This is a genomic window from Salipiger sp. D13, from assembly GCF_003703915.1.
Classification (GTDB): Bacteria; Pseudomonadota; Alphaproteobacteria; order Rhodobacterales; family Rhodobacteraceae; genus Salipiger; species Salipiger profundus.
In genome coordinates, this window is sequence record NZ_RAPJ01000011.1 from 1 (window position 1) to 25,249 (window position 25,249).

At 67.7% G+C, this 25,249-nt stretch carries 32 protein-coding genes and 1 tRNA gene; 5 read left to right on the forward strand and 28 right to left on the reverse strand.

Annotation, left to right across the window (positions count from 1 at the left end; genetic code table 11):
- The 26 genes from D6860_RS19930 to D6860_RS20055 all read right to left on the reverse strand — a co-directional run.
- A partial coding sequence (locus D6860_RS19930; protein WP_206512214.1) for a hypothetical protein occupies nt 1–2,051 on the reverse strand: 2,051 nt, incomplete at its 3' end.
- Nucleotides 2,052–2,063: 12 nt separating this feature from the next.
- Entirely contained in the window at nt 2,064–4,544 is a 2,481-nt protein-coding gene (locus D6860_RS19935) for a fibronectin type III domain-containing protein (protein ID WP_076623326.1), read from the reverse strand.
- Nucleotides 4,534–4,971, reverse strand: a complete 438-nt coding sequence (locus D6860_RS19940) for a DUF6950 family protein (RefSeq protein WP_229743285.1) — start codon at nt 4,969–4,971, stop codon at nt 4,534–4,536. The genes D6860_RS19935 and D6860_RS19940 overlap by 11 nt, the downstream gene beginning before the upstream one ends.
- Entirely contained in the window at nt 4,968–5,555 is a 588-nt protein-coding gene (locus D6860_RS19945; RefSeq protein WP_076623325.1) for a hypothetical protein, read from the reverse strand. Before D6860_RS19945 ends, D6860_RS19940 begins: the two co-directional genes overlap by 4 nt.
- Nucleotides 5,552–6,238: a hypothetical protein gene (locus tag D6860_RS19950; RefSeq protein ID WP_076623324.1), complete on the reverse strand. Its 687-nt coding sequence runs from the start codon at nt 6,236–6,238 to the stop codon at nt 5,552–5,554. The genes D6860_RS19945 and D6860_RS19950 overlap by 4 nt, the downstream gene beginning before the upstream one ends.
- Nucleotides 6,235–8,553 carry a phage tail tape measure protein gene (locus tag D6860_RS19955; protein WP_076623323.1) on the reverse strand — a complete coding sequence of 773 codons (2,319 nt, stop codon included), beginning with the start codon at nt 8,551–8,553 and terminating at the stop codon, nt 6,235–6,237. The genes D6860_RS19950 and D6860_RS19955 overlap by 4 nt, the downstream gene beginning before the upstream one ends.
- A 198-nt stretch (nt 8,554–8,751) precedes the next feature.
- Nucleotides 8,752–9,120 (reverse strand): GTA-gp10 family protein, encoded by a 369-nt coding sequence (locus D6860_RS19960; RefSeq protein WP_076623322.1) that lies wholly within the window; start codon nt 9,118–9,120, stop codon nt 8,752–8,754.
- Nucleotides 9,117–9,554, reverse strand: coding sequence for a phage major tail protein, TP901-1 family (locus D6860_RS19965; RefSeq protein WP_076623321.1), 438 nt, complete (start codon nt 9,552–9,554; stop codon nt 9,117–9,119). Before D6860_RS19965 ends, D6860_RS19960 begins: the two co-directional genes overlap by 4 nt.
- Before the next feature lie 58 nt (nt 9,555–9,612).
- Nucleotides 9,613–10,032 carry a DUF3168 domain-containing protein gene (locus tag D6860_RS19970; protein ID WP_076623320.1) on the reverse strand — a complete coding sequence of 140 codons (420 nt, stop codon included), beginning with the start codon at nt 10,030–10,032 and terminating at the stop codon, nt 9,613–9,615.
- Nucleotides 10,025–10,384, reverse strand: a complete 360-nt coding sequence (locus tag D6860_RS19975) for a hypothetical protein (RefSeq protein ID WP_076623319.1) — start codon at nt 10,382–10,384, stop codon at nt 10,025–10,027. Before D6860_RS19975 ends, D6860_RS19970 begins: the two co-directional genes overlap by 8 nt.
- A 1-nt stretch (nt 10,385) precedes the next feature.
- On the reverse strand, nt 10,386–10,745 hold the full coding sequence (locus tag D6860_RS19980) for a phage head completion protein (RefSeq protein ID WP_076623318.1): 360 nt from the start codon (nt 10,743–10,745) through the stop codon (nt 10,386–10,388).
- A gap of 1 nt (nt 10,746) precedes the next feature.
- Entirely contained in the window at nt 10,747–11,319 is a 573-nt protein-coding gene (locus D6860_RS19985; RefSeq protein ID WP_076623317.1) for a hypothetical protein, read from the reverse strand.
- Nucleotides 11,320–11,334: 15 nt separating this feature from the next.
- Entirely contained in the window at nt 11,335–11,604 is a 270-nt protein-coding gene (locus D6860_RS19990) for a hypothetical protein (RefSeq protein ID WP_093411985.1), read from the reverse strand.
- The gene (locus D6860_RS19995; RefSeq protein WP_076623315.1) at nt 11,601–12,056 is read right to left on the reverse strand and encodes a hypothetical protein; all 456 of its coding nucleotides are present in this window, start codon (nt 12,054–12,056) and stop codon (nt 11,601–11,603) included. The genes D6860_RS19990 and D6860_RS19995 overlap by 4 nt, the downstream gene beginning before the upstream one ends.
- 62 nt (nt 12,057–12,118) lie before the next feature.
- Nucleotides 12,119–13,444, reverse strand: a complete 1,326-nt coding sequence (locus D6860_RS20000; protein WP_076623314.1) for a phage major capsid protein — start codon at nt 13,442–13,444, stop codon at nt 12,119–12,121.
- A gap of 120 nt (nt 13,445–13,564) precedes the next feature.
- Nucleotides 13,565–14,488 carry a S49 family peptidase gene (locus D6860_RS20005; RefSeq protein ID WP_076623313.1) on the reverse strand — a complete coding sequence of 308 codons (924 nt, stop codon included), beginning with the start codon at nt 14,486–14,488 and terminating at the stop codon, nt 13,565–13,567.
- Nucleotides 14,485–15,771: a phage portal protein gene (locus D6860_RS20010; protein ID WP_076623312.1), complete on the reverse strand. Its 1,287-nt coding sequence runs from the start codon at nt 15,769–15,771 to the stop codon at nt 14,485–14,487. Before D6860_RS20010 ends, D6860_RS20005 begins: the two co-directional genes overlap by 4 nt.
- A complete protein-coding gene (locus D6860_RS20015; protein ID WP_076623311.1) occupies nt 15,768–17,435 on the reverse strand; it encodes a terminase large subunit in 1,668 nt (555 codons plus the stop codon). Before D6860_RS20015 ends, D6860_RS20010 begins: the two co-directional genes overlap by 4 nt.
- Nucleotides 17,422–17,859 (reverse strand): phage terminase small subunit P27 family, encoded by a 438-nt coding sequence (locus tag D6860_RS20020; RefSeq protein WP_076623310.1) that lies wholly within the window; start codon nt 17,857–17,859, stop codon nt 17,422–17,424. The genes D6860_RS20015 and D6860_RS20020 overlap by 14 nt, the downstream gene beginning before the upstream one ends.
- Nucleotides 17,860–17,965: 106 nt before the next feature.
- Nucleotides 17,966–18,349: an HNH endonuclease gene (locus D6860_RS20025; RefSeq protein ID WP_076623309.1), complete on the reverse strand. Its 384-nt coding sequence runs from the start codon at nt 18,347–18,349 to the stop codon at nt 17,966–17,968.
- A 96-nt stretch (nt 18,350–18,445) separates the two neighbouring features.
- Entirely contained in the window at nt 18,446–19,099 is a 654-nt protein-coding gene (locus D6860_RS20030; RefSeq protein WP_076623308.1) for a hypothetical protein, read from the reverse strand.
- Nucleotides 19,100–19,103: 4 nt separating this feature from the next.
- The gene (locus tag D6860_RS20035) at nt 19,104–19,715 is read right to left on the reverse strand and encodes a hypothetical protein (RefSeq protein WP_076623307.1); all 612 of its coding nucleotides are present in this window, start codon (nt 19,713–19,715) and stop codon (nt 19,104–19,106) included.
- 234 nt (nt 19,716–19,949) lie between these two features.
- The gene (locus D6860_RS25370; RefSeq protein ID WP_229743284.1) at nt 19,950–20,576 is read right to left on the reverse strand and encodes a hypothetical protein; all 627 of its coding nucleotides are present in this window, start codon (nt 20,574–20,576) and stop codon (nt 19,950–19,952) included.
- Nucleotides 20,573–20,770 carry a hypothetical protein gene (locus D6860_RS20045; protein ID WP_076623306.1) on the reverse strand — a complete coding sequence of 66 codons (198 nt, stop codon included), beginning with the start codon at nt 20,768–20,770 and terminating at the stop codon, nt 20,573–20,575. Before D6860_RS20045 ends, D6860_RS25370 begins: the two co-directional genes overlap by 4 nt.
- A complete protein-coding gene (locus D6860_RS20050; protein ID WP_076623305.1) occupies nt 20,767–21,243 on the reverse strand; it encodes a hypothetical protein in 477 nt (158 codons plus the stop codon). The genes D6860_RS20045 and D6860_RS20050 overlap by 4 nt, the downstream gene beginning before the upstream one ends.
- Before the next feature lie 73 nt (nt 21,244–21,316).
- A complete protein-coding gene (locus tag D6860_RS20055; RefSeq protein ID WP_076625334.1) occupies nt 21,317–21,577 on the reverse strand; it encodes a hypothetical protein in 261 nt (86 codons plus the stop codon).
- A 93-nt stretch (nt 21,578–21,670) separates the two neighbouring features.
- Between D6860_RS20055 and D6860_RS20060 the strand changes: the two genes are divergently transcribed.
- Nucleotides 21,671–22,315, forward strand: a complete 645-nt coding sequence (locus D6860_RS20060; protein WP_076625333.1) for a S24 family peptidase — start codon at nt 21,671–21,673, stop codon at nt 22,313–22,315.
- Between the two features lie 140 nt (nt 22,316–22,455).
- On the opposite strand, the gene D6860_RS20065 is transcribed toward D6860_RS20060, so the two are convergent.
- Nucleotides 22,456–22,839 (reverse strand): hypothetical protein, encoded by a 384-nt coding sequence (locus tag D6860_RS20065; protein WP_128549309.1) that lies wholly within the window; start codon nt 22,837–22,839, stop codon nt 22,456–22,458.
- A gap of 376 nt (nt 22,840–23,215) precedes the next feature.
- Here D6860_RS20065 and D6860_RS20070 point away from each other — a divergent pair, with 376 nt between their 5' ends.
- Genes D6860_RS20070 through D6860_RS20085 form a run of 4 tightly spaced genes read left to right on the forward strand, consistent with a single transcriptional unit; the run spans nt 23,216 to nt 25,102 of the window.
- Complete coding sequence (locus tag D6860_RS20070) at nt 23,216–23,545, forward strand: hypothetical protein (protein ID WP_128549310.1); 330 nt, start codon at nt 23,216–23,218, stop codon at nt 23,543–23,545.
- Nucleotides 23,542–23,925, forward strand: coding sequence for a hypothetical protein (locus D6860_RS20075; RefSeq protein ID WP_076623302.1), 384 nt, complete (start codon nt 23,542–23,544; stop codon nt 23,923–23,925). The genes D6860_RS20070 and D6860_RS20075 overlap by 4 nt, the downstream gene beginning before the upstream one ends.
- A complete protein-coding gene (locus tag D6860_RS26070; RefSeq protein WP_076623301.1) occupies nt 23,925–24,209 on the forward strand; it encodes a helix-turn-helix domain-containing protein in 285 nt (94 codons plus the stop codon). The genes D6860_RS20075 and D6860_RS26070 overlap by 1 nt, the downstream gene beginning before the upstream one ends.
- The gene (locus D6860_RS20085) at nt 24,125–25,102 is read left to right on the forward strand and encodes a tyrosine-type recombinase/integrase (RefSeq protein ID WP_371683207.1); all 978 of its coding nucleotides are present in this window, start codon (nt 24,125–24,127) and stop codon (nt 25,100–25,102) included. Before D6860_RS26070 ends, D6860_RS20085 begins: the two co-directional genes overlap by 85 nt.
- Before the next feature lie 23 nt (nt 25,103–25,125).
- Here the strand turns inward: D6860_RS20085 and D6860_RS20090 are convergent.
- Nucleotides 25,126–25,202, reverse strand: a tRNA-Arg gene (locus D6860_RS20090).
- Between the last annotated feature and the right edge of the window lie 47 nt (nt 25,203–25,249).

Consider the following 25,249-nt stretch of genomic DNA (forward strand, 5'->3'; position numbering starts at 1 on the left):
TCGCCTGTCGGCCAGACATCCCAGCGGTTCGTCGCGACGGTTGCGCCGCTAAGCGCCTGGACCGCGAGATCGGCGACCCCTTGGTTCCCTGCGCTCGCCTCGACCCACGGCTCGATGGCGTCATCGGTGTCGTCCGGAACCATGTCAGCAAGGATCGGCGCAATCGCGGTCCAGGGCTGGTTACTGGTGCTGTCAAGCAGGGCGATCACCGGCAGGTCACCGGTCACGGCCTCGCTGTCGTAGAAGCCATAGCCGGACTGCATCTTCGCGATGCGATACGGCAGATGCCGCATGACCGCATCCCGGCGGGTGCCGTTGCCCTGCCAGACGCGCACGAAGTCGAAGGTCGACCCGTTCCACCGGTAGATCGCGACCTTGTTCTCTCGGTCCTCGTCCGCCCAAACGACCACGTAGTCGTCCGCGCTGAGCCCGGTGCCGTCGAGATCAGCCGCCGCGTCGAAGGCCGCAGCGAAGATGGTCAGGTCCGAGCTTGCCTGCGACTGGTCGCGCGCGGTCTCCGCGCCGCTCTGCGCCGACAGGGCCGCCGCCTCCGCCGTCTCCGCCACGCTGGCGCTGGTGTCCGCTTCGCTTGCCGACAGCGCGGCCGCCGCTGCACTCGCCGCCGCTGCCGCCTCGATGGCCGTGGCCGAGGCCCCGGTCGTCAGGCGGTAGTCAGCGCCGTCCCAACGGAAGTCGAGCAGCATGCCGGGCAGCAGGTAGTCGGCCTGCAGCGCCGCGCCGCTGTTGAGCAGAAGATCCTTCGGGGGCTCCCCGCCGATGGACATGGTGACGGCGCCGGTGTTCGCCGATGCCACCTCCATGACGAAGAGCGTGGCGAAGGGCTCGTCCGAATAGCGCCGGTCGGCGGTTGCCGTGATGGCGTCCGCTGTCCCGCCCGCTTCCAGCACGACGGTATCCGAGGCCAGCGCCCCACCCCCGCCACGCCATTCGAGAAGCGCGGCATCTGTCACGCCGTCGCTGCCGTAGGTCTGCAGGAAGGGCACCGCGTGCACTGCGCCAGCCGGCCACGCGAAATCCACGCCCGCCGTGTCCGAATCTTCGCCGATGACGACGGTCACGAACTGCCGCCCATCCGCGACCGCCGGTGTCAGGTCAAGGCTGGCATCGGTCAGTTGCCCGACGCTGGCGAAGTCCTCGTCGAGCCACTGGATACCAAGCCGCACGGTATCGCCGTTCGGATCGGTCGGGTTGGCGGAGCGTGCGAACGACCATGCGACCTCGTAGAAGTCACCGGGCGTCAGAAGGAACCGCTCGCGCGTCGCCAGCACCTGCGCACCAGTCAGACGGCGGACATCGCCGAGGCTGGTGGTAACAGTCGTGCCGGGCGCATCTGCGCCGGCGGAAGCGGCGCCGGTCAGCGTCTCGGTGTATGCGGCAGGAACGGCCCCGGGGCGCCCCTGCGACGGGTCACCGGGCTGAACCGCAGTGTCTGCAAGATCGCCCTGCGCCGTGGTCGCCTTGCCGTCGAGGGCAGTCTGTGTCGCTGTGCTGATCGGCTTGTCAGCGTCAGAAGTGTCGTTGACGTTCCCAAGACCGACCTGGGCCTTGGTCACGCCGTGCGGGTTGTCTTCCCGCGCCTCATGGGCCGATACTGCGGCAAGGCTGTCCACCGCGATCACATGCACGTCGTCGCTGTCAATGACCTCGACAAGCCCAACGCGCCACCCAGTGCCGCCATTTGCAGACCCGCCAGAAACCAAAACCGCCGCTCCGGACAGCTCGGCCGCCGAGTCCGCATCGGCAGCCCTTGCCCACGCGCCAGATGCCGTGACGTAGACGCCGTTTTCGCTCGCGTCCGTCTGGTCTTTCACAAGCACCCGCGACGCGCTCGTCGCCACCCCGTCGATGGTCTGCTCACCAGAGAGCGTGACGTTCGCGGTCGTCGCGATATCAGCCGGCGCAAGGATGTTATATCCAGCCTCGACAAGGCCCTGAATATAGTTCGCCCACTCCACAATGAGCGTTGCGTCTGGTTGATGCAGCGGCGAACTGCCAAGCCAGATGGCGGTCGGGGTTTCAGGCGTCGTCATGCCAGTCTCCTGTTAGGGGATCACGATGTATTGGGATGCTGTCTCGTCGCCCACGTCGCCCCGGCTCGATACCGGAACCAGCCAGTAATACCCGGTGGCCGCGCTCTCGGCGGTGTCCTCCACGAGGTAGGCGTCGTCGATGTCGGCAGCGAGTGAGGCGTCGGCCTCGAAGGCAAAGTCGATGGGCGAAGACGGCGCGGTCAGCGTCTCCTGGAACGTGTCGGCTGTGCTTCTGGCGGTGCCGCTCACGGATGTTGCGCCATCAAGGCGAGGCCTAATCGTGCCGCCAGTGATGCTGTCCACGGTGAAGGTGACGCGATAGTCTGTGCCGCCGCTGATCGTCACCGCCTGTTCGAGGTCTGACGCCGTGCCGGCAGCTTTCGTCGCCACGCCGCTCGCGATGCTCCAGTCGGTGCCCGTCGTCCAGTCGCTGTCTGCGTCGAACCCGCCGTTGGTCAGCAGGTTCACAGCCGCGTCGTCACCCACGCTGATGTCAAAGGTGTTCAGCGCATTGATGGCGATGTCGTCGCCAACCTGAGAGGCCGTGCCAAAATCATCAGTCGCGGAGTAGTAGACCCGCGCGATCACCGTGTTGGTGCCGCTGACGCCTTGGAACCGCGCCCTGCCCGGCTCACCAGTGGCGACAGAGATCGAGAAGTCGCCCGGGACCACGCCACCGACGACGACCTGCAGAGCGGTGGACGGCGCCCAATCGCTCACGCTGACCTCGGCACCCGGCGTGCCGGTGTAGTTTCGGACCTGCACCTCGTAGGTCTCGCCCGCGACCAGCCCGTTGATCTCGTGCGATGTCCGCGTCGAGACGGCCCGGCTGGTCGAAATGACTTCCTCTTGCCCCGTGCTCTGCCTCACAAGCAGGATCTGCTGCGCGTAGAGAGCGTCTTGCGCGTCCCATTCCACGAGGATCTGATTGTTGCCCGGGCTTGTCGCCGTGACGCCTGTCACCGCGTCGATGCTGCCCTCGTCCGAGATCTCGCTCGCGTTCACCTCGGGGCGCTCCGGCTCTTCGGTGTCGGCGTCGAAATCGAAGTCCGTGCTTTCCACGCTGTTCGCAGTGATCGAGAAGGTGCCCGCCGTCTCGCGCGTGAGCTTCCCGACCTCGAAGGTCATGTCGATGCCCATTTCCTCATGGTTGAGGCGGAAGAAGCGCTTGCCGATCAGCTCGTATCCGATGGGTCCGATGGTGCCCTGCATCTGCCATTGCGGGCGCTTGGTCTTGCCGAGGCGCTTGGCAATGCGGATCGCCTGATTGTGCCACTTGACCATGTGCAGGCGCGGCGTGTCGCGCAGGGTCTGGTTGCCATCTGGGTCCACGGTCCACACGCCGGTGGACCACTCGCGCCAGGCGTTGTCCGGCTCGATGTATTCCGGCACGATCTCGGTGATCGCGCTGCTGCCGGTCTGCCCGCTGGTGATTTCCAGCCCCTCGCAGTCTGCCGCCGTGAGCGTCACGTCCGGTGCGATGTAGCGGCCCACGGTGAAGCCGACCGTTCCGTCCGTGTTCTCGTAGAGGAAGGCGTCGCAGGCGGCGCAGAGCTTGGCCCGCTGCGTCTCGAAGTCCTCGTCGTCCGCCAGCACCCCGTCGATGGACCACTTCGCGCCCGTGGCGCCGTATCGGTCCGTCACCTCGACATCGCAGGCATCTGCCTCGGTCGCCACGTCGTCCCAATCGACCGTCTGCCTCATGACGTCTGTCAGCCACCACGCGAGGATCAGGGCCGCGTTGCTCGTGTGGCCGGTGCTTTCGTCGCGCGGGTCGTAGATCCCGTTGTGACCGTCGATCACCGGCGTGTAGTCCCACTGCCGGCCGCGCGGGTAGATGTCGCTGAAGCTCTCCGGGCTCACCTTCTTGGCGCGCACCACGGCGCCGGCCAGCCCCTTGAAGTCGTGCGAGGCCGTGATCTGCCCGGGGAAGGCCGCAACCAGGTCTGCGTTCGCTGTCTGCCCGGTCGCGCCGAGGAACGGGGTGATCTTGCCCACCTCGGGGCCGTTGGAAATCGGCGCGGTCGTCACGATGTCCGAGCCATCGATCTCGACCACCCGCTCATCGAGGTAGTGGGTCACGATGCCCTCGATCTCGTGCGCGGCGAGCAGCGGCACATAGTAGCGATATCGGCCAGTCGCGCCGGTGAAGCCGAGCGGCCCGCCTTTCCTCGTCCGCCCAAGCACATATTCGGCATAGCTGACCGGCTGGGCGAAGTTCGCCATGCGTGCCGATGGCTTCGGAACCTCCGGCGCCGGCTGCAGGGCCTGCGCGATGACCGAAAGGCCGATGCCAACCACGGCGTTGACGATGATCCCACCGAAAGCGCTGGCGGCGAACGTGGTGCCAGCCGCGACGCCAGCTGCGAACGCACCTGTCGCACCAGCCGCCACCGTGCCGCCGATGGCCCCGTAGATGAAGCCGGCTGCCTGTGGCGCATAGACCGGGCGCGGGAACGTGAGCGCGGTCGAGCTGTGCAGATCACGCCTCATAGCCAAGCCCCCAGCATGCCAGCGGCGACACCTGCGCCGGTTTTAGGAAGGTCACCCCGTCCTTGCCCTTCGAAGCCCACAGGGAGCCGGTCCAGATCCCGCCATACGGCCAGCGCTCGCCGTGCCGCCGGTAGACACCGACGTCGCCCCGGGCCGGAACGACGACCATCGGAAGCCCGCCGATGCTGTCCGCGCAGCGCGCCATGCAGCCCACCGGGTCGCTCAGGAATCGCGTCTCGCGCTCGCACTCTCCCGGGGTCGAATACATGCCCCGAAGATGCGCGGCTGGGTCCGCGCCCTTCACCCGCGCGATCCAGTCGGCGAGCACCAGGCAGCAATCGGTCTCGCCCCAGACGAAGGGCATGCACGCCCAGCGGTGAAGCTCCTGGAACAGGGGCTGCATGGGCGTCGGTTCGATCTTGGTCATCCGAAGAGCTTCTCTTCCTCGAAATCAGTGGTCGGGATGAATTCCAGCGACGGGTTGCTCTCGCCGATCAGGCTGGCATGGCCCGCCGTGTTGTAGGCGATGCGGCGAGCGGTGCGCCGGTTCTCGGACCACGCCTCGAAGCTCACCGAGATCTCGCGCTGCACCGGCCCCTGGATGCTGAAGGTGATGGTGCGCATGACCCGCTTCATCCACTTAATCGGCGCTGTCGTCGGCTTATACATTTCGCCGAAGGACCGCACCGGCTGGACGTAGAAGGCGATATCGCGCCCGCTCACGTAGTCCGCGCCCTGGCTCTTGATGGACGCGATCAGGTTGTCCGCGTCTGGGTCCTGGAAGTAGGCAAGGCTGGCGCGCCCTGCCGGCGCCACGCCGTTGATCGCACTTTCGAGGCTCTCGACGCTGAGAAGCTGCGAGCCAAACCACTGTTCCCCGCTGCTGTCCGTGAACACGCCATCGCCACCGATCCAGAAACGCGCCGTGCCGTCGGGCGTATTGAGCGACACGAGGTCGAGCAGCCCGAGCCGCTCGTCGCGCGGGTCGAAGTCGGACGGGAAGAAGGTCATCGGCTGAGAACCTCGCGGAAGGTGATCGACGTTTCCGACAGCTTGCGGATGTCGTAGACCGGCGAGCCCTCCCGATCATTCGCGACCTCAAAGAGCCCCCGCGCCATGCAGCGGACCAAGTCGCCCGAACTGATCGCGGCGCGCAGTGGCATCTGGATTCCGAGCGTGTAGGTATCGTCGCCGTTGTCCGTCACGCTGGTGATACCCATCGGCCAGTCGTTCGCGTTCATGATCTGACCGACCCGCGGAACGAGGTCGGCGTCTGTGGTCTTCACCGTGATTTCTGACGCGCCGATAGAGGCCGGCGCCGAAGCCTCGACAGTTGCATTGGCCGCGAAGCCGTAGCCGCTCGAGAACCGCTGACCGCTTGAAAACGGAACGCCGCTCCGCACGTAACTCTTGCCGAAATAGCCGACCTGGTCGAAACCCACCGGGTCGAACATGGGTATCTGGTAGATGCCAACTCGCCCTTGCGCAGCCCAGTGCAGCGCCCGCCAGTGGCGCACGAAGTCCCGCGTGAGCCGAAGGTCGAGCGATCCGACCCAGCGAGGGAAGGCGTTGAAGACGACCTGCGTGCTGCCGTCCGTTCTGTCGCTCGGCGGTTGGCCGCGCCAGTCGATGTCCCACTCGATCGGCGTGGCCTTCAACAGCGAGAACGGAATGGTGATCGTCGGTCTGTTCACGTGCCGCGCTCCTGATACTGCGACGCGCGGTCACCGAAGCGCCGACTAGTGGCCCGGGCAGTCGTCTCCATACCGCCGACCACGCGCGCATCGACCGCCGTCATCACCTGCCCGCCATCAGAAAGCACGAGCCCGCCACCGATGAGCTCGACCTGAACCTTACTTGCAGAGCCCCCGACCTGCGCGCGGACCCCGAGCTTGCCGTCGCGGCCCCGCCCCAGCGGCAGGATCGCCTCGTCGTCCAGCCCTTCGCCGAGCACGCCGGTGCGCCCGGCCGCCATCGGGAAGTAGGTCGGGCTGTCGAACACCCCGCCCTTGGCAAAGGGCACGACCGAGCCGCCCCCGAAGGCATTGCCCTTGGCGTTCTGCAGCAGCCCGCCGAGCCAGGAGAACACCCCACCCCCGGCACCGCTCGCCAGCTCTCCGAACCCCTTCATCATCTGCACCCGGGCAATCTGCGCGATCAGCTGCAGCACCGCGTCCTTCGCCGACATCGAGCCGTCGAGGATCGACATGAACAGCCCCGACATCGCGTCGGCACCGCGCTGCGCGTTCTCCTCCAGCGCCCGTAACCGCTCAGCATTCTCGTCGGCCGCGATCGCGGCGCGCATGTAGGCCATCGCCTGAGCGTCGATCTCCGCAGTCAGCTCGGGCGTAATCTCGCGCCCAGCCTGCTGGGCAGCGTAGAGAAGTTCAGCGCGCTTCTGCGCATATTCCATTGCGTCTCCCAAGGCGGTTCCGTGATCCGCAGCGACGAGCAACGACGCGGCCTCGGCCTCCAGACGCGCGATCTCCTCGCGCGTGCCCTCCAATGCCTCCTGCCAGTCGTCGAGCTCGGGAGCCCCGCCGCCGCCGCCGGAACCACCAGAGGCCGCTCTACCGCTTGGCGCCGGATCCGGTGCGCCGAATCCGAAGTTCACGCTTGGAAGTTGCGGTCTCGGTGATGTCTCCGGCGCATGTTCGCCGGGACGTAGCGTGACCGTGGGCCGGCGCCCGTTCTGAGGTCCGTAGGAGATCGCCGACCGCTCACCGCCAAGCGCACCTTGCCGCGCCTCAAACGCGCGGGCGGCTACCTCGGCAAGTGCAGTCGCCAGCGCCTGAGCCTGTGCAATCACTCCGGAGAAAGTCGATCGGTCAATGGCATCGATCTGCGCAAGTGCGGCACCGGCCTGATCAGTGGCATCTTCGAGCCCCGCCTCGAAGGCATCGGCACTGACAGTACCATCCTCAAGCCCTCTCGACAGCCGGTCCATCTCGGCACGCGCATCGCGCAATGCCCCTGCGGCATCCTGATAGCCGAGCGCACCGAGCGAGATAATCGCCTGGTCAAGCGACGGCAGCATTGCCGAGACCCGGTCCCCGAGCCGCCCATACTCTGCGGCAAGGTTACGGGCACCCGCCGCTTGCTCGTCGGTGAGATCGCTGACGGTGGAGAGCCTGTCGAAGATCTCGTCGCCGAGGATCGCGCGGCCTGCATCCTCATCAGGAAATATCTCGCTGAGGCGCGTCTGCACCATGTCGAGAGGAAGATCGGCCAAGGCCACGGCCAACCCTTTTGCCCAGGTCGAAGACTTGTCGATGAGCCGCGAAAACTCCGCGTCGATCCGCTGCGCCTTCGCGATAAGCTCGGCATCCATCACGATGCCCATTTCCCGCGCTTCAGCGGTCAGTCGGCGAATCCCGCTTTCCCCCTGAGCCAGAAGCTCCACGAAGCGCTCACCTCCGGTGCCGCCGAAGATCTCGTCCGCGACCCTGATCTGCGCCGCCTTGTCGAGACTTTCCATCCGCCCGATGATGTCGAGCAGCAGCTCGTCCGGCTGTTTCAGCTTGCGCTCGAGTTCTGTTGCCCCCAGCCCAATCCGCGCGAAGGTATCCGCCGCGGGCCCCTTCCCCGTCGCGATGAACTCGTCCGCCCGCAGGTTTAGCTCCTTCATCCCGTCAACGAGTGCATCAATCGGGATGCGTGACTGGGTGGCGACGTAGCTCAATTCCTGGAAGGCCTCGACGCCGAGACCGGAGCGCCGCGCCTCGTCGCCAATCTGGGAAACCGCGCGGACGCCCTGCTTCAGATTGGAGGTCAGCACACCGACAGCAGTCGCTGCGGCACCGACCGCGAAGGCCTTGCCGAAGCTGGCCACGCTCGACGCGGCCCGCGACAGGTTGCTGTCGATATTGCGCGCCATGCGAGAGGTATTGCGCGTGGCGTCCCGCTCCATGCGGGCGATCAGCCGATTGCTGCGATCGATTGCGCGCGCGAGGTCGCGGTCCTTCGCCTGCAGCAGAACGGTGATGCGCTCAAGCTCCTCGTCGGCCATAGCGTTCCTCCAATCGTTCGAGGGTGTCCATGTCGGGGGCCGGAACATCCCCGGAGGCCTCTTCCTGCGCGGCATTCCAGGCGGCCACGAAGAGAGCAGTGTCGCGCGGCGTCATCGCGCGGAAAGTGGCGGGCGGATCACCGGTCACCCCGCAGAGGTTCGAGATACGCGCGGTTGCGTCATACCGCGCGGGCGGGGTCACGGCGTCCCGGCCGATCCATCCGCTTTTTTTTTGACATCCTCCTCGAGCACCGCCGGGAGGAACGTCACGCCCAGCACCCGCGTCGCGATCTCACGCAGGCGGAGGTTCTCCGAGGGCGGCAGGCTCGATATGAGATCGTCGGCCGCGCGGTTCGACATGCCGCCCCCCACGAGCGCCAGCGCCAGCAGGTCGCGGATGTGACGCGCCTGCGGCGCCGGGCCCCGCCCGAAGAGCTGGTCCCAGAGCCCGAATATCCCCAGGTCGTGATGCTGCTCGAAGCGTTCGATCTCGCCGTTGCGCAGGACGAGCGGGCGGTAGGCACCGCCGAGCTCCTCCTCGTAGGCGCCGGTCGCGGCGATGGTCATGGCGCAGGCGCCTCCGCGGTGAAGGTGACAGCCCCGGTCGACCCCATGGTCAGCGCGAAGCTCGCGCCACCCGACTGCTCACCGGTCAACTCCATGCTTTGCACGAAGAAGGCGCCGGCGAAGGTGCCGAAGTTCGGGACGACCACTTCCATGTTGGCAACCGGCGGCGTCTGCAAGGAAACCGTCATCAGCCGGGCTTCAGCGGTATCCTTTTTCGAGATCCCGTTGCCGCTGAGCGCGATACGCCGCACGCCGTCGAGCACCTCGGTCCAAAGCGCACCGCCGGGCGTGTCGCAATCGGCGGTGGTCACGTCGATCTCTTCGTTGTTCACGGTCAGCGCCTTGGTTGTCAGCGCACAAAGCGCGTTGAAGTTTTCGGTCTCCTGACCATCACCGATGCGAATGAGAACCTCGCGGCCCTTCTTCTTGGCCATTTTAGCCTCCAATGTTCGGAACGGGGCATCTGCCCGGGTAAGCCTTGCCGAAGGGCGGTCAAACGGCAGCCGCGACGGAGGCCGAGAAAGCCACCACGGCGGTCCAGGTTCCGCCATCACGGGACCGGGAGACGGACTGTGTCAGGTAATCGCACCAGTCGAGAGTCAGACCGGGCAGTGTCAGCTCGACCTGGTCGAGCCCCAGTCGCACGGCGTGGGCAAGCTGGGTGACCTCGTCCCGCCCGGCGACCGGGCGGCTCTGGCATTCGACCGTAAAAAATATGTCGTCATCGGTGTAACAACCGATACGCTCGGCGGCGGCGTCGATGCGGCCGAGGTGGATGTAGGGGTACTCCGCGAAGGCAGGCGGTGGCGGCTCGTCAAATACCTTTGCGCCCACCAATGCCTGGATCTCCGGGTCGGCGCGCAGCGCTGCAATCACCGCCTTCTGCAGCACGTATGCCGGCGCCTCAGCCACTGCTTGCCTCCTTCGCGGCCTTGTTGATGGCCCGGCGCGCGCGCCCCTTCCGGCGTTTGCGCGAGGCGCTGAGCGCGGGGTTCACGAAGGGCCGTGGCCCACGGTCACCCTCGATGACCTTCGACTTCGGCCCGAAGTCGATGAGGTAGCTGCCATCGGCATTCGCTGTCCCGGTGATCTTGGCGCGCTCGTGGCCGTCGTCCTCGACATCCTCGCCCACCGGGATCAACACCTTCGCCAGCCGCACGATATCCTCGCCGTTGCGGCGGTTCGCTTCACCCGTATATTTCTCAACCAGCCTCTCAAGCTTCTTGAGCTTGAGCCGCGTCTTTCCAGCACCGGTCACCGCCATGTCAGTCTCCAAAGTCCGGGGGCTGCACCCATTCCTCGCAAGCGATGACCAGCACGTCGGCGCGCGCCTCGGACTGCGCGGGCGCGCCGCGGATCTTCCAGACCGCGCCTCGCGCGACAATCCGGTCCGATGCCTCCACCTGGTAGGCGGGCATGGTCGCGCGCAGCCGGATCGTCGCCTGCCGCGCGGCCTCCTGACGGCCCCCGACCGTCGTATCGCCGCCGGGCGTCTCGTTCATGTCCGCCCAAAGCACCAGAGGCACCCCGGGCGTCAGTTCCAGGTCGGCCCAGCCCGTGATCGTGCTGCCCTCGCGCACCATGCGCTGCACCCGGATGCGATCGCTGAGCCGTCCGCCGGCCATATCAGCACCCCGCCGTGATCTTCGGGCGCCGATAGCGCGCCTGGCGCAGCAGCCGCTGCACCCCGAAGGAGCCGCGTGGCACCTCCATCTCGCCGCTGATCGCGATGTCCGCGTCACGCCATTCACGGGTGAGCGCCACGATGGCGCGCCAGAGCGCGGGCGACAGTGTCTCCCCCGCCTGCGCGCGAATGCGCAGCGTGCGGCCTTGGTCGTCGCGGCGCAGCCAGCCGTCCGGCAACAGCAGTTGCGGCTCGTCGTAGCCCATCACGAGCTGAATACCGGCAAGGTCGCGATCGACGAAGGCCCCAGCCGCGTCCGAGACAGCGATCTCCTCGATCGCGGTCACCGGCCGGCAGGGAAACCACCAGCGGCGCCAGTCGTCGACGGGGCAGGTGAACTCGAAGAGGCCGGGCGCCGGCGGCAGGTTGGTGGCCGTCGACACGACATCCTGCGCCGCGCCAAGCAACGACTCGAGCGAGGCTTCTTCCGCCTCGGTCACCACGCCATGCACCGCAGCGGCGAACTGCGCCGGCGAGACAGCAAGCGGAACCGGATCCGTTCCGATGTATCGCATGCGCCCGGCCCCCTCTTACGACTTCTTTCCCTGGACGGGTGGCGCGCCGGGGTCGGGCGCCTTCGCGACCTTGCCGTCACCTTTGGCAGGCGCGTCGCTCTTGTCGTCGCCTCCCTCGTCGCCCTTGCCTTCCTGTGGCACCTCGACGGCCGAGGCCGGGACGGGCGCGCTCGGGTCGCGGGCGATGCCCGCCGCGATCAGCTTGTCCGCGTGATCATCGGCGAAGCCGGCCGTCTCACCCCGCTGGTACATGAGGTGCGGCCGCTGGAAGATCACCGCCCTCATTGCGGCAGGCGGTCCATGCCGCCGCAGATCAGCAGTGCCGAGAGCGCCGCCGTGTCGGTATCCGCCGCACTGAGGTCGGGCGTGTAGGTCACCCGCTGGTAGCGGCCCCCCGCGCGAAGCTTCACGTCAAGCTCGAGGCAGCCGGTGACGGTGCCACCGCCCGCCGGACCCGTCGCCGCGACGACGGTCTCGCTGACCAGCGTGGCGGCGTCCGACAGGTCGTCCGCCTCACCCTCCTGCACCGTGTAGGTCACCGAGAGCGTCTCGCCCGCCGCCAGCGTGGCGGTGAAGGGGATGGCGAGGAGCCCCGACTGCGGCATGCCGATGGCCGCGCGGTCGAGGATCACGCCGGGTACGGCGGTGTTGTCGCCCGCGCCGCCGGCGGTCAGCGCGGCGTTGCCGGCGGCACGCAGGGCTGTGATGAGCGCGCCGATGTCTTTCATCTGGATCATGGTCTTCGTCCTTCTGAGAAAGGGAAGTGGCAGCGGGCGGAATTGCCCGTTGCCTACGGGGCTCAGTCGGCCCAGGTGACGTCGGTCAGCACCGCGACGGCCGGCAGATGCCGCAGGCCGAGGTCGTGCTGCAGGATCATCCGCATCAGCGTCTCGTCGCGGCTGAAGGCCGACTGCAGCTCGCCGCCCGCATCGCGGTAGGCGGCCTGGTCAGACATGGCGATGGTGATGCCCATGTGCTCGCCGATCACCACGTGCATCGGATGCACCAGCATGATCTCCGAGGCATCGCCCCCGGCGCCGAGGTTCGACGGGATCTCGGTGGTCACATGCACAGGCTTGCGGCGCAGCTGGCCGCCCTGCATCTCGGGGAAGGCCAAATTGCCGTTCCCGTCGCGCAGGTTGGTCAGGTACATCGCCGTGCGCGGCGACATGATCCAATGCGCCCCGGTGTAGGGCACGTTGGCATTGGCCAGCGCCAGCTCCATGCGGCCGAGGTCACTGGTGACCTTCTGCAGGTCCGGCCCGGCCGTCATGGCGAGGATGTTGGTGCCCTCGACCGGCGTGCCGACCAGCTGGTAGCGCAGGCCGCGGGGCGCGAACTCGGTGCCCGCACCGCGCAAGAAGTAGCGGTCCTGGATCTGCGCCGCATCGGCGATGGCGTCGTCGCGCACCATCCGGTCGACGGCGGTCGAGCTGGTGCGCATCAGGTCGTTGGAGATCGGCACGATGCCCCGCATCTTCTTGGCCGAGAGCTTCATCTGCCCGTAGCTGTAGCCGGTGACCGGCGCGTCCGAGGTCTCGTCGCCGTAGCCGAAGTTGGCGCCCGTGGCGCGGCGGTTCTGCGTCATGTTGCCGTTGGGCAGCGGCACGATGCGCGGGCCCATGGCGGTCACCACGCTCGCCGGGCGCAGCAGCTCGATCACGTCGGAGCTGACGTCCTCGGGCACCAGGAAGCCGCCGGCCTCGCCGCTGCCCATGTTCTGCCCGACCGCGAAGAGCCCGGACTGGCCGTTCTCCTCGGCGATCATCCGGGCGGTGTGGACGTTGCCGCCGGCGGCCGCGAGCGTGCGCAGCATGGCGCCGAACTGCAGCCCCTTCTCCTTTGGCTGCGCGGGTGCAGCGGCGCCCTGCCCGCCGTTCGCTTCGGCGCCCGGCTCGGGCTGCGCGGCGGCGGCGCGCGAGGCCTCCACCTCCTCGGCCCGCTTCACCTGCCGGTCGGCCTTCTCGAAGGCGGCCTTGGCGGTGTCGAAGGCAGCCTGCGCTGCCGCGAGCGCGGTCTCTTCCGCGCCCTCCTGATCCTCGAGCGCGGTCAGCGCGTCGGCGCGGGCCTGCATGTCGTCCGCCGCAGCCTTCCGGGCGCGGCGCAGGTCGTTGATGTCACTCATGGTGATGCTCCTCGTGATGGGCGCCGCGCCTCTGGCGCAGCAGGAAGACCCAGCCGCGCACCGGCAGGGCAAAGAGAGGGCGCGTGGGCGCCCGGTGAACTGTGGTTGTTGGTCTGAGGCTTAGAGCCCGGCGAGCGCTTGTGCCGCCTGCACCTGGGCCCGGGCAGCGCGCCCGGCGGTGCGGGCAGGACGCGGCGCGTAGGCCGCCCCGAGGCGGGTCCAGAACGTGGGCGCGTCCTCCAGCCGGTCGACGAGCCCGCGCGCCTGCGCCTCCTCGCCCCAGAAGATCGCGCCGCCATCGGCGGGATCGTCGGTCGACGACAGCCGCTCCCGCAGCTCGGCCAGGTCGATGCCCCGGCCTGCGGCGACAGCGGCGTGGAAATCCGCCTCCATCGCGTCGAGCACCCGGACCGACTCGCGCCGGCCTTCCTCGGTCGAGGGATCGGGGCGCTTGGCGCGCGCGTGCGACGAGCTGAGAATGAACAGTTGATTGCCGGACATACCGGGCTGCACCGGCGCGGCGCTGACCTGCATGCAGCCGATGGAGCCCACCACGCTGCCGGGCGTGAGGGTGATGTCGGTGGCCTGGCTCGCGATGTGGTAGCAGGCCGAGGCCGCGAGCGGATGCACCAGCGCGTGCACCGGCTTCACCGCCGCCGCCGCAACCGCCCGCGACGCGCCCTCGATGCCCAGCACGTAGCCGCCCGGCGAGTCGCAGAGCGCCGCGATCGCGGCCACGTCCTCGTTGGCGGCAAGCTCCGCGAAGGTGGCCTCGAGCCCGTGGTAGGTGCTCCAGCCGAGCCAGCGCTCGAGCAGGAAGGCGTTGGGCGTCAGCAGTCCCGAGATCGGCACGATGGCGATGTTGCGGTGGATGGCGTAGCGCTCGCCCGGCTCCAACGCGAGCGACATGCCCCCCACCGAGAGCGCCCGCGCACCCACCTCCGCACCCGGTGCGGGGACCGGCATCTGCAGGAGCGCCTCGCCATGGGCGCGCGAGAGCGCCAGCGGCGCCCCGGCAAAGAAGCTGGCAATGGTCCGGCTCATGCGTCGTCTCCTTCAGGATCGCGGCCCGGCGCTTCGGCGCGGGTCATGTTGGGCGCGGGGTTGAGCGTGGCGCCCTCGGCCACCGGCGGCGCGCCGATCTTGGCGCGCGCCTCGTTGGGCAGCATGAACGGCCCGCCCACGGCGCGGTTCAGCGCCTCGTATTGTTCCTTGACCGTCGGCTGCAGCAGCGCGCCGAAGTCGTGGCGCAGGAAGAGCCCCGCGTCGCGCTCCGCGCGGGTCAGCAGCGCCACGTCGAGCTGCGCTTCCACCAGCGCCGACCAGTGCAGCAGGCAGTCGGTCAAGTAGTCGATGGCCTGCTGCTCGCCGTTGGCCTTCACGCCGTATTCCAGCATCTGCAGCTTGCTCGGCGGCATCCGGTAGATTCCCGCCAGCATCTCGCGGTCGAACTTGCGGCTCGACAGCAGCTCCTGGTCGGCCGCCGAGATGTCGAGCGCCTTCACGTCCTCGTCGGGGTTCACCGCGATCCAGCCGTCGCTGCCCGGGTCCTGCATCGCGTCCTTGATGCGGCGCGCGTTGCGCACCCGCTGTTCCTCGCCCTCGTAGTTGTCGCCGAGCTTGATCACGCCCTTGGTGGTGCCGCCGGCGGCGTTGCGCGCCGCCGCCCTCTGGCCCGCGAGCGCGATGCCCACGCTCTCGGCCGCCACCTGGATCGGGCTGCGGCCGGTCCAGCCGTCCTCGGCCATGTAGCGCAGGTGCACCATGGCCCGCGCCGGCACCCGGCGCTGCACCCCGGCGCCGTCCTCGAACTGGTAGAAGCGCTCGAGCCCGTCGCGCAGCATCGAGACGTTGCCCTGGCGCACGATGTCGAGGCGCATCAACTCGCCGCCGCCATCGCGAGGCCCGTAGATGTGACCGTTGCCGCGCAGCGTGTAGGCGTAGACGGCGGCGAAGCGCACGAGCTTGGCGGGCACACCCGGCGCCGCCTCGCCGTTCAGCAGGTCGCCTGCGGCATGCTCGCGCACCCTGACGTCCTGCCCGTCGCCCTGCCGCTGCCAGAGCTTCAGCGGCACCTTGGCGAGATCGCCCGCGATGTTGTTGCAGCAGGCGAAGACCGTGGCGTGATGCGCCGCCGTCTCGGGCGTCACCCGCGGCAGCCCCCGCACCGCACTCGGCGCCCCGAGCGAGCCCCAGCCCACCGCCAGCAGGCCCTGCTCGCCCGCCGCCACGGCCGCCTGCGCCGTGACCGGCGGCTCGACGCGGGGCGCGCCGCCACCGCCGCCGGCTGCCCCGGCCCGCGAGATGTCCAACCCGAAGAGCCTCATATCACCACCACGTCCCTTGCCTTGCGCTTCTCCTCGCCGACCTCGGCCCGGCCCACCGCCATGATCGCCGCCACCGCCGGGTCGATCCGGCCCGTCGCCTTCTTCTTGTTCGGCTTCACGTTCTCCGCCGCGTCCTGGTCGAGCACCACGTTGCCCACCGCCCAGGCCAGCAGCGGGTTGCCGCCGTGGCGCAACCGGTTCTGGATCACCGCCCGCTCGAAGCGCTTGGTCGCCGGCGACATGCTGGCGTAGCCCTGCCCGAACTCGAGCAGCGGGAAGCGCAGCTTGTCGAGCTCGGCGGCCACGTGCTTCATCCCCCAGCGGTCATAGGCCACCTCCTGCAGGTCGAACCGCGCCCGCAGCCACTTCATCCGCTCGATCACCTGGTCCTCGTCGATCACCCCGCCCCGGTGCACCTCGAGCCAGCCGTCGTCGCGCCAGGCCACGTAATCGCGGTTCTCCGACTGCGCGCGGGCCACGAAGCCCTTCGGGCCTTCCGCGATGAAGGCGTAGCTCAGCAGGTAGATCACCCCTTCGACCGGCACCGCCACCACGATCGACGTGAGGTCGGTGGTGCGCCTGAGGTCGATCCCCACCCAGGCCTTGCGGCCGTAGAGCGCCTCGGGATCCACCGGCGCGGTCGCCAGCCCCCGGTCCCAGACATCGCGGCCGATCCAGCTCTGCGCGCCCTCGGTCCAGAGGTTGAGGTGCAGCCGCCGGAAGTTCGGCATCTTGCCCCGGATCGCCTGCGCCTCGTCGTGGATGCGCCGGAAGTCTGCTTCCGTGAAGGCCACCCCGAGGTTGGGGTTGGCCATCGCCCAGGTCGCCGGGTCCGAGGGGTCGGCATCCTCGGGCGGCTCGGCCACGAAGGCGAAGAACCCGTCGTCGCGCACGTCCCCGCGCAGCACCCGCTCGGCGTAGGTGCGGATCTCGCCGCACAGGCTCGCCCGGTCGGCGCCGGCGGTGGTGATCGCCCAGTCGATGGGCTGGGCCCGCGCGATCATCGAGTTGGTCACCACGTCGGCAAGCTCCCGGTCGGTCCAGCGGTGCACCTCGTCGCGCGCGGCGAAGTGCGGGTTGATGCCGTCGGCGCTGTTGCCGTCCCGGCTGAGCGCGGCGATGTAGCCGTTGGTGCGCGGCGACTGGATCTGCGTCTTGTAGACGTCGAGCAGCGACGAGAGCGCCGGCGAGGCGCGGATCATCCGCTTGATCTCGTTGAACAGCAGCCCCGCCTGGTCGCGCGTCGTCGCCGCGCAGTAGCCCTGCGGCGCGCCCTCCCCGTCGAAGAGCTGCGTGAACAGCATCGGCACCGCCGTGTCCGTCGTCTTGCCGTTCTTCTTCGCCACCTGGTGATAGGTCGAGCGGAACCGCCGCAGCCCGGTCTCCGCGTGCTTCCAGCCGAACACCGAGCCGTGGCGGAACACCTGCCAGGGCTGCAGCGCCAGCTCCGCCCCGGCCATCGGCCCGGTGGTGTGGCGCAGCACCTTGGCAAACCGGATCACCATGTCGGCGGCCTCGGTGTCGAACACCAGCCCCCGGTCGGCGCCGGTCTCGAGGTCCAGGAGGTGGCGCTCGCAGGCCATGCGCACCAGCGGCCCCGCCGCCACGTCGCCCGCGATCACGTCGAGCGCGTAGCGGCTCACCGGGTGATCAATCGCCTCCACGGATTCCGCGCAGGAGCTCTTCGAAGAGATCCCCCTGCCCCCCGGTGGCCAGCCGCGCGTCATCGACCGGCGACAGGCCGAAGAGCGCGCCGAGCTGGCGCATGTTCGCGAATGCGTCCTGCCGCGCCTGCCAGTTCGCCGTCTTCTTCTGCTGCATGCCGTTGCGGGTCTGCACCGCGTAGGTGCGCCCCTCCACGGCGATGTTGCTGGTCAGCTCGATCACGTCGGCCGCCGACTCGCAGTAGGCCGCGAGCATGTGCTCGTAATGCGGCTTCAGCCGGTCCATCCGCACCAGCTCCGGTGCCAGCTCCTCCCAGACCGCCTTGCCGGCCTCCGACATCAGGTCGGGCGGCGCCGGCACCGGCTTCGGGGCGTCGCCCCGCATCGGCACGACGTTGTCGAGGGTCGGCTTGCGTCCCTTCATGCGCGACCTCCTGAAGATCCGGGGGGTGGGCTTTTTTGCTCAATTCCGCGCTCGCGGAAGAAGAGGTTGGGCTGTCGGTTTGGGCCGCGGGCTGGGGATTTTTGACCTACCCCCGGTGGGCGTGCCAGACCTCGCGCGCCGTCTTGCGGCTGTGGCAGCGGTGGCAGAGCGGCTGCCAGTTCGACCGATCCCAGAACAGCTGCCGGTCGCCCTTGTGCGGCACCACGTGGTCCACGTCGGTCGCGGGCTCGACCACGCCCAGCTCGCCGCAGTCGACGCAGAGCGGATGGCGTTCGAGGAACCGCCGCGCCGCCGCCGTCCAGCGCGGATCGGCATAAAGCGCCCGCGCCGCCGCCGCGTGCGGCGTGGCCTGCGCCGCCGCCTTCCGCGCCGCGCGCCGCCTGTCCTGGTCGTCCTGGTGATCGGGGCAGCGCGCCTTGCCCGGCGCCGCCACATCCTCGCAGCCCGGCGCCGCGCAGAGCTTACGCATGGCGGCACCTCCTCAAACGAGACGCGCCCGGCAGGATCTCTCCTCCGGGCGCGGCAACTCTCGATGATGCCAAAATGACCAGGACGGGATTCCGCGTCAACCCCTTCCGCGCCAGACCATCTCGCGAGCCCGCAGACCGTCGGAGACGCAGCGCAGCGCCGACAGCAGCCCCGCCACGTCCCGGACCTCGCCGTCATCGACGACGACCCTCAGCGCCTCGCTCCGCGCGGGCTTGTCGGTGTAGCCGAGCCAGCCCTCGACCCGCATCGACGCCCGCGTGGCATCGCGCAGCCGCTCCTCGTCGCTGCGCTCGTCGACCGGCGGCGTCTCGGCGTCCGCCGACATCGCCTCGACCGGCACCAGCAGCCGCAGGCAGCGCGCATGCCGCGACGGCGCGCCGATGGCCCGATCCATCGCCACCTGCACCCGCCGCATGTGCTGGATCGCGTCCCAGAGCCGCGACCGCTCGTCGTGATCGCGCACCGCCGCCGCCATCGCCCGACCCGCCCGGCAGCCGAACCATGGCGACCGCACTTCGCGCAGGCCGGCGGCATCCGGCTGGATCCCGACGTGCCGGCACCGCACCGCCAGCGGATCGATCGACGGATCGCGGTCCGCCATGCTGCGCCGCGTCCGCCCGTTCGGCTCGCGCCGCGTCACCGCGGCCAGCCCCGGCAGGTCCAGCCCGCTCTCGGTCCCCGCCGCCCGCTTCGCCCGGCGCCGCGCGCCCTTGCTGTAGGTCTTCACCATCTGCTCACCCCGTTGTCCTGTGGTCTGTCTCCGTGCCCGCGCCGGGCAGCAGTGCCAGCGCCCGCGCCTCGAGCTGCGCGTACCAAGCCAGCCACTGCCGATCGTCCTGGTCCGCCACGCCCCGGCGCACCCGGTCGCCGCGCACCCGCCTGTTGCTGTCATGCTCCGCCGCCCGTTCGCGGATGCGCCGCCAGTCGCCCTCGTGCAGCGGCGGCCGCTTGAGCCCCGAGACGAACTGGAACTCGGCCACCAGCGTGCCCTCCTCCAGCGCCTGCGGCCCGCGCGCCGAGCCGAACCAGCTGGCGATCACCGGGATCTCCTCGAGCGGGCGCGGCGCGATCGCCTCGGCCAGCGGCGTGATCGTCGCCATGCGCGGCCACCCGCGCCGGTCCTTGCCCTCGCCCTTCGTCCTGAGGAACTCGCGCAGCGTCTCCAGCTGGTCGTCGCCGAGGTAGGAAAGCCCGTCCGCCAGGTCGACGAGGAACTTCGCGTGCTTCTCCTCGCTCACGTTGCTCGGCTTGCGGAAGCCCCAGGCACTCAGCGGCTCGATCAGCAGCCGCCGCACCCGGTCCCGCTTGCTCTCCGCCTTCGTGGTCTGTCCTTCGCTGTCCATCATCGCCTCCACTCTCTGCAAATCCGACTTATCCACAGGCTGCACGGTCGGAACGGAGCGCGACCGTCCCTGTCCCTGTCTGTGTCTCTGTCTTTGTCCCTATCGTGCCGGACAGTTCGGGACAGTTTACGTAAGCCATTGGTGCTGCTTCACATTCTCCAAACACTGTCCGCAGAGTGTCCGCGACACTGTCCAACAGTGTCCGCCGGACAGTTCCGGACATTCCCGCCAGGCCGCTCATCGCTTCGCCCGCCCGTCGAACATGCGGTTCGACCAACCCATCATCGCGCGCTCGATCCAGGTCGCGTTGCGATACTCGCAGCCTTCCTTGATCAGCCACTCGTCCATCCAGCGAATGGCAGCGTCGTTCTTCGCGAGATCCGGCGCGAAGCCCGCGACCGTCGTCCGCAGCCGCTGCAGCCGCTTCTGGATGTTCGCGGCCTCGGTCTTGGCACGGTTGTCCGCCTTCCGCGCCACCGCCTCGGTCAGCGTGCGCAGCACCATCGGGTGATAGAGCCGCACCTCCTCCTCGTCCTCGCAGCGGCACCGGCGCCACTTGTGCAACGGTCCGAAGGCGCTGGCACAGAGCTGCTCGAAGTGCCCCTGGTCGGTGTGCGTGAACTTGGCGAGCAGCGACATGTCGTCGGGCAGCGTCCCGATCGGTGACTGCTCGAAAGAGATGCAGATCAGGTCGAAGTAGAGCGCCCGGCATTCAGGCCGCCCCTTCATGCGCATGTCGCTGTTCAACCAGCGCCGCCGCTCCCACGCCATGAAGTAATGACTCTCGAGGCGGTCCTCCCGCGTGAAGGGATAGACCGGCAGATCGTCCTCGCCGCCGATGACAGAGAAGGCCCGGACCGTCATGTGCGCTCCCTGGGCGCGGCGCTCCGCGTCACGATCGCCGACGGCGATCCCGGGCTGGTGTTGGCCCCCGGCACGCGCACCCGGGTCAGGCCGTCACGCGTCTCGCCCTGGAACGCGCGCCGGTCGTCTCGCGGGCCCCGCCTGACGCGGCGCATGACCGGCGGACGGCCGAGAAGGTCCTTAGCGGTGCTCATTTGACGGCTCCCCTCAGTGGAATGGCCCGCTGCTCCGCATCGTGGTCACGCAGCGCGGCATCGATGGCGTCCCGCGCCTCGATCAGCTCGCGGCGCACCTCGGCCCGGTCAGCGCCATGCTCGACGCTCGACAGCGCCGCGACCGCCTCACCAGTCTCCTTCGCCATCGTCGCCACGTGCTGCCAGGCCGCCTTGGGCGCCGCAGTCGTGGCGTTGGGCTGGAACAAGCCGCCGGCGCGCGCCGCAAAGTGCTGCGCCAGGTGCGCTGCGGCTTCCGGCCACCGGTCGCAGAGGCGATCCACATAGGCGATGCCGAGGCCGCCGGGGCGATCCTCGGACGGGTCCATTCCGTAGGACAGTGTCGATGCACGGATGCCGAGGAAGGACGCCACCTCGCGGTGCGTCCGCTGAGGGATCGCCTCGACCGCGTTCTGCACGGCTTCCGAGATCGTCCCGGCTCGATAGGCTCTCATGTGAACGGCTCCAGATCTGTTAGCTGGTCGGTGATGCGGCGCGACGTCATGTTCGAAGGATGGGACAGCGCATTCATTCAGCAGCAGCGGCAACAGTGTCGGGACTTGGCGAAAACGGTGCGGGCAGCGGAAGTTCGCATTCTGCCGGCCAGTTTGCCTCAAACCAGCACATTGCCTCGTTGAAACGGCGCAGCGTGATATCTGCGCCTGAGCGCAGGGCGCCCAGTTTCTTGCTATCGCCAAACACACGGTGCGAGACTGTGCTGTCGTGATCGACACCAGCGGCTCTCTTATAGGCGTCTGCGATCGCCAGAAGGGTTTCAATGGTCTGCATAACGCGCAACATGCGGTTATTTTACCGCATCGTCAACGGTTATCTTACCGCTCTACGATAGTGATACCATGCGGTAATTTTGAGCGCATGGACATGGGTGAGATCCTCCAGCGCATCACTGCGCGCCGCGAAGAGCTTAAGCTTTCAGAGCAGGCTTTGGCGGTTCAGGCTGGACTGTCGAAGGACGGAATTCGCAACTGGCGACGGAGACACGAGGCCGGCGAAGAAAATGCCGGCGCAAATGTCAGCTCCATTAGCAAGGTTGCCGCGGCGCTCCGCGTCTCTGAACTTTGGCTCCTACACGGAATAGGTGAAGAAAGCGCTCCGACCGTTGCCATCGCAGGTAAAGTTGGCGCGGGCGCTCGAGTGCCGGTTTTCGACGTCTATGCGAAGGGTGATGGCCCGCAAGTCGAATGCCCGCCAGGCCTCTCTCCTCATGGAGTGGTCGCTGTCGAGGTCGAAGGCGACAGCATGGAGCCCGTTTTCAGCGCAGGCGACCTGCTCTTCTACACCCGCCATGCCCCTGATGGTGTGCCCGACGACGTGATCGGTCACCGCTGCGTGGTCGAGGACGAGGACGGCATGGGGTGGGTCAAGCAAGTGAAACCGGGCGACGAGCCCGGCCTGTTTCACCTGATATCGCTTAACCCCGGCGCGACGACGATGTGGAACAAGCGCCTAAAATGGGCAGCGCGCGTACGATTGGCGTGGCCGGCCGAACTTGCCAAGAAGCTTTGACGCTGCTCACCAAGCAAACCTAGCTAGGCGCGAGGCGCAGTATGGCGTCGAACGTGACCTTGGTCTTCAAAACCGGAAATCACCGCAACCTCACACGACAGGCCTGAAAAGAGCATCGGGCGGGCCAAAGTGTCACTTTGTCAGTGTGGCCGGTGCGTGCACTCGACACCTTCTGGGACACTCGTGCATGCCCAATGATCCGGATCTTCCATCACGATATCGATGATGGTTTCCATATGGTTGCAAACTTCTGGGATGCCGTAGCAACCAATCGTCGTATCGTGATCATCGGTCGTGCCCTCGTCTTCGTCTTCTTTGGTTTGATAGACGATCTTTGTCTCGATCCGCACGCCGGGCGGCGGATCAAAAATCGCGTTCATTGCATGGACCACTGACCGCGCACTATTGGTCAACAAAGTCCCGTCCACGTAATCGGCGCGCGGGTTCTGGAGCTCGTCCTGAGCTTGCGCCGCGACTGCGAAAACACAGAGCACAAGCGCTCCTCCAAGGGAATTTCTCATCATAATATTTCTCCTAAACTATACATGGCAGAATAATATTTCCCATGATTCGCGTCAATTCGGACACTTTGACTATCTCAAGAGCGGGACATTGAGCACGGTTCTGCATCCACTCGCAGCGCAAGCCGTTAGGATGAAACGCTCCTAAGCACTCATCCTGCAAACTGAACTGCAGCAAGCCCAGCCGCAGCGCAGGACCGTGTCTGCAACCCGAGGCGCCATAGGGAGGGTGATGCAAATTGACAGGGGCATCATCAAATCTATACGGTTTTTTTACCGCCAAAAGTTGACTGCGGTAATATTACCGCCTAGCATGACAGCGTTCCTCCCCGATCAACGCCACCTTCGGCCGATCGCTGGGCCAGAGATGGAGAATGCAATGCTTCACCCCACACGGTTCGCCGGATTGTCCCGCGTAGTGACCACGCCGGATCTCGTCCTTCGCCGCCCTGCCGCTGTGCAGGACGCTTGGTTGCAACTCAAGGAAGAGCAGCTCCGTGAAGACGGCACCTCGGCCCGCATAGAAGGGCGCCACGCCGCTCGCCTCGAGCTCTGCCCCAGCCACTACCCCGTGCCGGAGCTGCCCAATGCGGTGGACGAGGCCCGCCGCGCCCCCCTGCCCTCCATCCGCGCCGCCGTGAACGCCCACAAGGATCGGCGCGGCCTGATCTCGCGGATGTGTGGCAAAAGCGACGGAGGTGCGGCATGAGCCCCTTTCGCCACCTCTCCAACGAACACAGGATCACCGAGCGCGCCACCACTCACGGACCCGCGCCGGATGCTCTGACGGGCGAGCAATTCTGGCTCGCCCGTCAGCTGCGCCCCGTTCCCGGCTCTCAGACCGACCCGCGCGGCATCTCCGACGCCAGTGCCGCGCTCCTGCGCGACGAGCTGCACGAGATGCGCTGCGAGCGCGTCCGGATCGTCGCCGAGCGGGACGCGGCCGACGCACTCGTGAAGCGCCTGCAGGAGGCGGTCAAAACAGCGCGGCAGGACGCCTTCCTCAGTGGCTATGCCGCTGGGATGGACCATGCCAATGAAGATGGAGACTTCGTCACGGCTGCACAGTCCGCATGGGAGGCTGATTGATGGCTGCGCCGCGCCCATACACCCCGGACGACCTCGCAGCCCGGTGGGGTTGCAGCGGGGAAACCGTTCGCAACATGATCCGCGAGGGTGAGCTGCCGGCCTTCCGAGTCGGTCGCATGTATCGCATCAGGCCGGAGATCGTGGAGGAATACGAATGCGGGAATATCGCCTCGGAAGGCTCAAAGGACGATGGGTCGTTATCTGGAACGACGACGGAAGGCGGAGACGTTTTCGTCTTGAAGCACACACGGAAAAGGAAGCTGAGCGCGAAGCTCGCGACCTGATCCTCAGCCAGACCGCTCCCGCGCGCGGCGTGACCGTTGACCAACTGTGGAGCGCCTACACCGAGGAAATGGAGGGGCGGCGGCAGGCCGCGAAACTGACACAGACCGGGCGCAACGTGCTTCCGACGTTCGGCCACCTGTCCGCCTCGCAGATCACCATAGACGACTGCCGCACCTACATCACCAATCGCCGCGTCGCCGGCCGGAAGGACGCCACGATCCGAACCGAGCTCGGCTGCCTGCGCACCTGCCTGAAATGGGCGCACCGCGCCAAGCTGATCGCCGCAGCGCCCCATATCGAGATGCCGCAGACCCCGCCTCCGCGAGAGCGCTACCTGACGCGGGCCGAAGTGGAAAAGCTTCTGGCCGCCGCGGGCGAGCCGCACATCCGGCTTGCCATGCTGCTGATGCTCACGACCGCCGGGCGCATCGGCGCGCTGCTCGAGTTGACCTGGAACCGTGTCGACCTGGACCGGCGCATGATCAAGCTGGCCACCACCGATATTGGCCCGCGCAAGGGCCGCGCCACCGTGCCGATCAACGACACGCTCATGGCGGCGCTCTCGGTCGCGCGGGAGGCGGCGAGATCCGACTTCGTGATCGAATGGGGCGGGCGCCGCGTGGGGTCGATCAAGACCGGCTTCAATGCCGCAGTCGAGCGCGCCGGGATCGAGCATTGCACACCACATGACCTGCGCCGCACCGCCGGACGTTTCATGGCAGAGGCCGGGGTGCCGATCGAGGAGATCGCGGAATACCTCGGGCACAGCAACCCGAACATCACCCGCAGCACCTACGCCCGATTCAGCCCCGATTATCTGCGCCGAGCCGCCGGTTCGCTGGAGTTTGGAGGCCCGGAACTGGTTCAACGAACCGAAAATAAAACCCCATGAGCCGCGCTAAGCCATTGATATAATGGCGATCCCGGCAGGATTCGAACCTGCAACCTGCCCCTTAGGAGGGGGCTGCTCTATCCAGTTGAGCCACGGGACCGCTGTTGCTCCCCTTAACGCCTGCCGCACAGTTTGTCATCTCCCTGC

Coding starts and splice junctions, on each gene's coding strand:
- D6860_RS20010 (WP_076623312.1), bottom strand. CDS start 15,771: ATGAGGCTCTTCGGGTTGGACATCTCGCGGGCCGGGGCAGCCGGCGGC.
- D6860_RS20060 (WP_076625333.1), top strand. CDS start 21,671: ATGGGTGAGATCCTCCAGCGCATCACTGCGCGCCGCGAAGAGCTTAAG.
- D6860_RS20005 (WP_076623313.1), bottom strand. CDS start 14,488: ATGAGCCGGACCATTGCCAGCTTCTTTGCCGGGGCGCCGCTGGCGCTC.
- D6860_RS19965 (WP_076623321.1), bottom strand. CDS start 9,554: ATGGCCAAGAAGAAGGGCCGCGAGGTTCTCATTCGCATCGGTGATGGT.
- D6860_RS19980 (WP_076623318.1), bottom strand. CDS start 10,745: ATGGCCGGCGGACGGCTCAGCGATCGCATCCGGGTGCAGCGCATGGTG.
- D6860_RS20030 (WP_076623308.1), bottom strand. CDS start 19,099: ATGGTGAAGACCTACAGCAAGGGCGCGCGGCGCCGGGCGAAGCGGGCG.
- D6860_RS19990 (WP_093411985.1), bottom strand. CDS start 11,604: ATGAGGGCGGTGATCTTCCAGCGGCCGCACCTCATGTACCAGCGGGGT.
- D6860_RS20075 (WP_076623302.1), top strand. CDS start 23,542: ATGAGCCCCTTTCGCCACCTCTCCAACGAACACAGGATCACCGAGCGC.
- D6860_RS20070 (WP_128549310.1), top strand. CDS start 23,216: ATGCTTCACCCCACACGGTTCGCCGGATTGTCCCGCGTAGTGACCACG.
- D6860_RS19940 (WP_229743285.1), bottom strand. CDS start 4,971: ATGACCAAGATCGAACCGACGCCCATGCAGCCCCTGTTCCAGGAGCTT.
- D6860_RS20050 (WP_076623305.1), bottom strand. CDS start 21,243: ATGAGAGCCTATCGAGCCGGGACGATCTCGGAAGCCGTGCAGAACGCG.
- D6860_RS26070 (WP_076623301.1), top strand. CDS start 23,925: ATGGCTGCGCCGCGCCCATACACCCCGGACGACCTCGCAGCCCGGTGG.
- D6860_RS19945 (WP_076623325.1), bottom strand. CDS start 5,555: ATGACCTTCTTCCCGTCCGACTTCGACCCGCGCGACGAGCGGCTCGGG.
- D6860_RS20020 (WP_076623310.1), bottom strand. CDS start 17,859: ATGAAGGGACGCAAGCCGACCCTCGACAACGTCGTGCCGATGCGGGGC.
- D6860_RS20055 (WP_076625334.1), bottom strand. CDS start 21,577: ATGCAGACCATTGAAACCCTTCTGGCGATCGCAGACGCCTATAAGAGA.
- D6860_RS20045 (WP_076623306.1), bottom strand. CDS start 20,770: ATGAGCACCGCTAAGGACCTTCTCGGCCGTCCGCCGGTCATGCGCCGC.
- D6860_RS25370 (WP_229743284.1), bottom strand. CDS start 20,576: ATGACGGTCCGGGCCTTCTCTGTCATCGGCGGCGAGGACGATCTGCCG.
- D6860_RS20000 (WP_076623314.1), bottom strand. CDS start 13,444: ATGAGTGACATCAACGACCTGCGCCGCGCCCGGAAGGCTGCGGCGGAC.
- D6860_RS19995 (WP_076623315.1), bottom strand. CDS start 12,056: ATGATCCAGATGAAAGACATCGGCGCGCTCATCACAGCCCTGCGTGCC.
- D6860_RS19975 (WP_076623319.1), bottom strand. CDS start 10,384: ATGGCGGTGACCGGTGCTGGAAAGACGCGGCTCAAGCTCAAGAAGCTT.
- D6860_RS19935 (WP_076623326.1), bottom strand. CDS start 4,544: ATGAGGCGTGATCTGCACAGCTCGACCGCGCTCACGTTCCCGCGCCCG.
- D6860_RS20025 (WP_076623309.1), bottom strand. CDS start 18,349: ATGCGTAAGCTCTGCGCGGCGCCGGGCTGCGAGGATGTGGCGGCGCCG.
- D6860_RS19960 (WP_076623322.1), bottom strand. CDS start 9,120: ATGACCATCGCCGCGACCGGCGCCTACGAGGAGGAGCTCGGCGGTGCC.
- D6860_RS19985 (WP_076623317.1), bottom strand. CDS start 11,319: ATGCGATACATCGGAACGGATCCGGTTCCGCTTGCTGTCTCGCCGGCG.
- D6860_RS19955 (WP_076623323.1), bottom strand. CDS start 8,553: ATGGCCGACGAGGAGCTTGAGCGCATCACCGTTCTGCTGCAGGCGAAG.
- D6860_RS20035 (WP_076623307.1), bottom strand. CDS start 19,715: ATGATGGACAGCGAAGGACAGACCACGAAGGCGGAGAGCAAGCGGGAC.
- D6860_RS20065 (WP_128549309.1), bottom strand. CDS start 22,839: ATGATGAGAAATTCCCTTGGAGGAGCGCTTGTGCTCTGTGTTTTCGCA.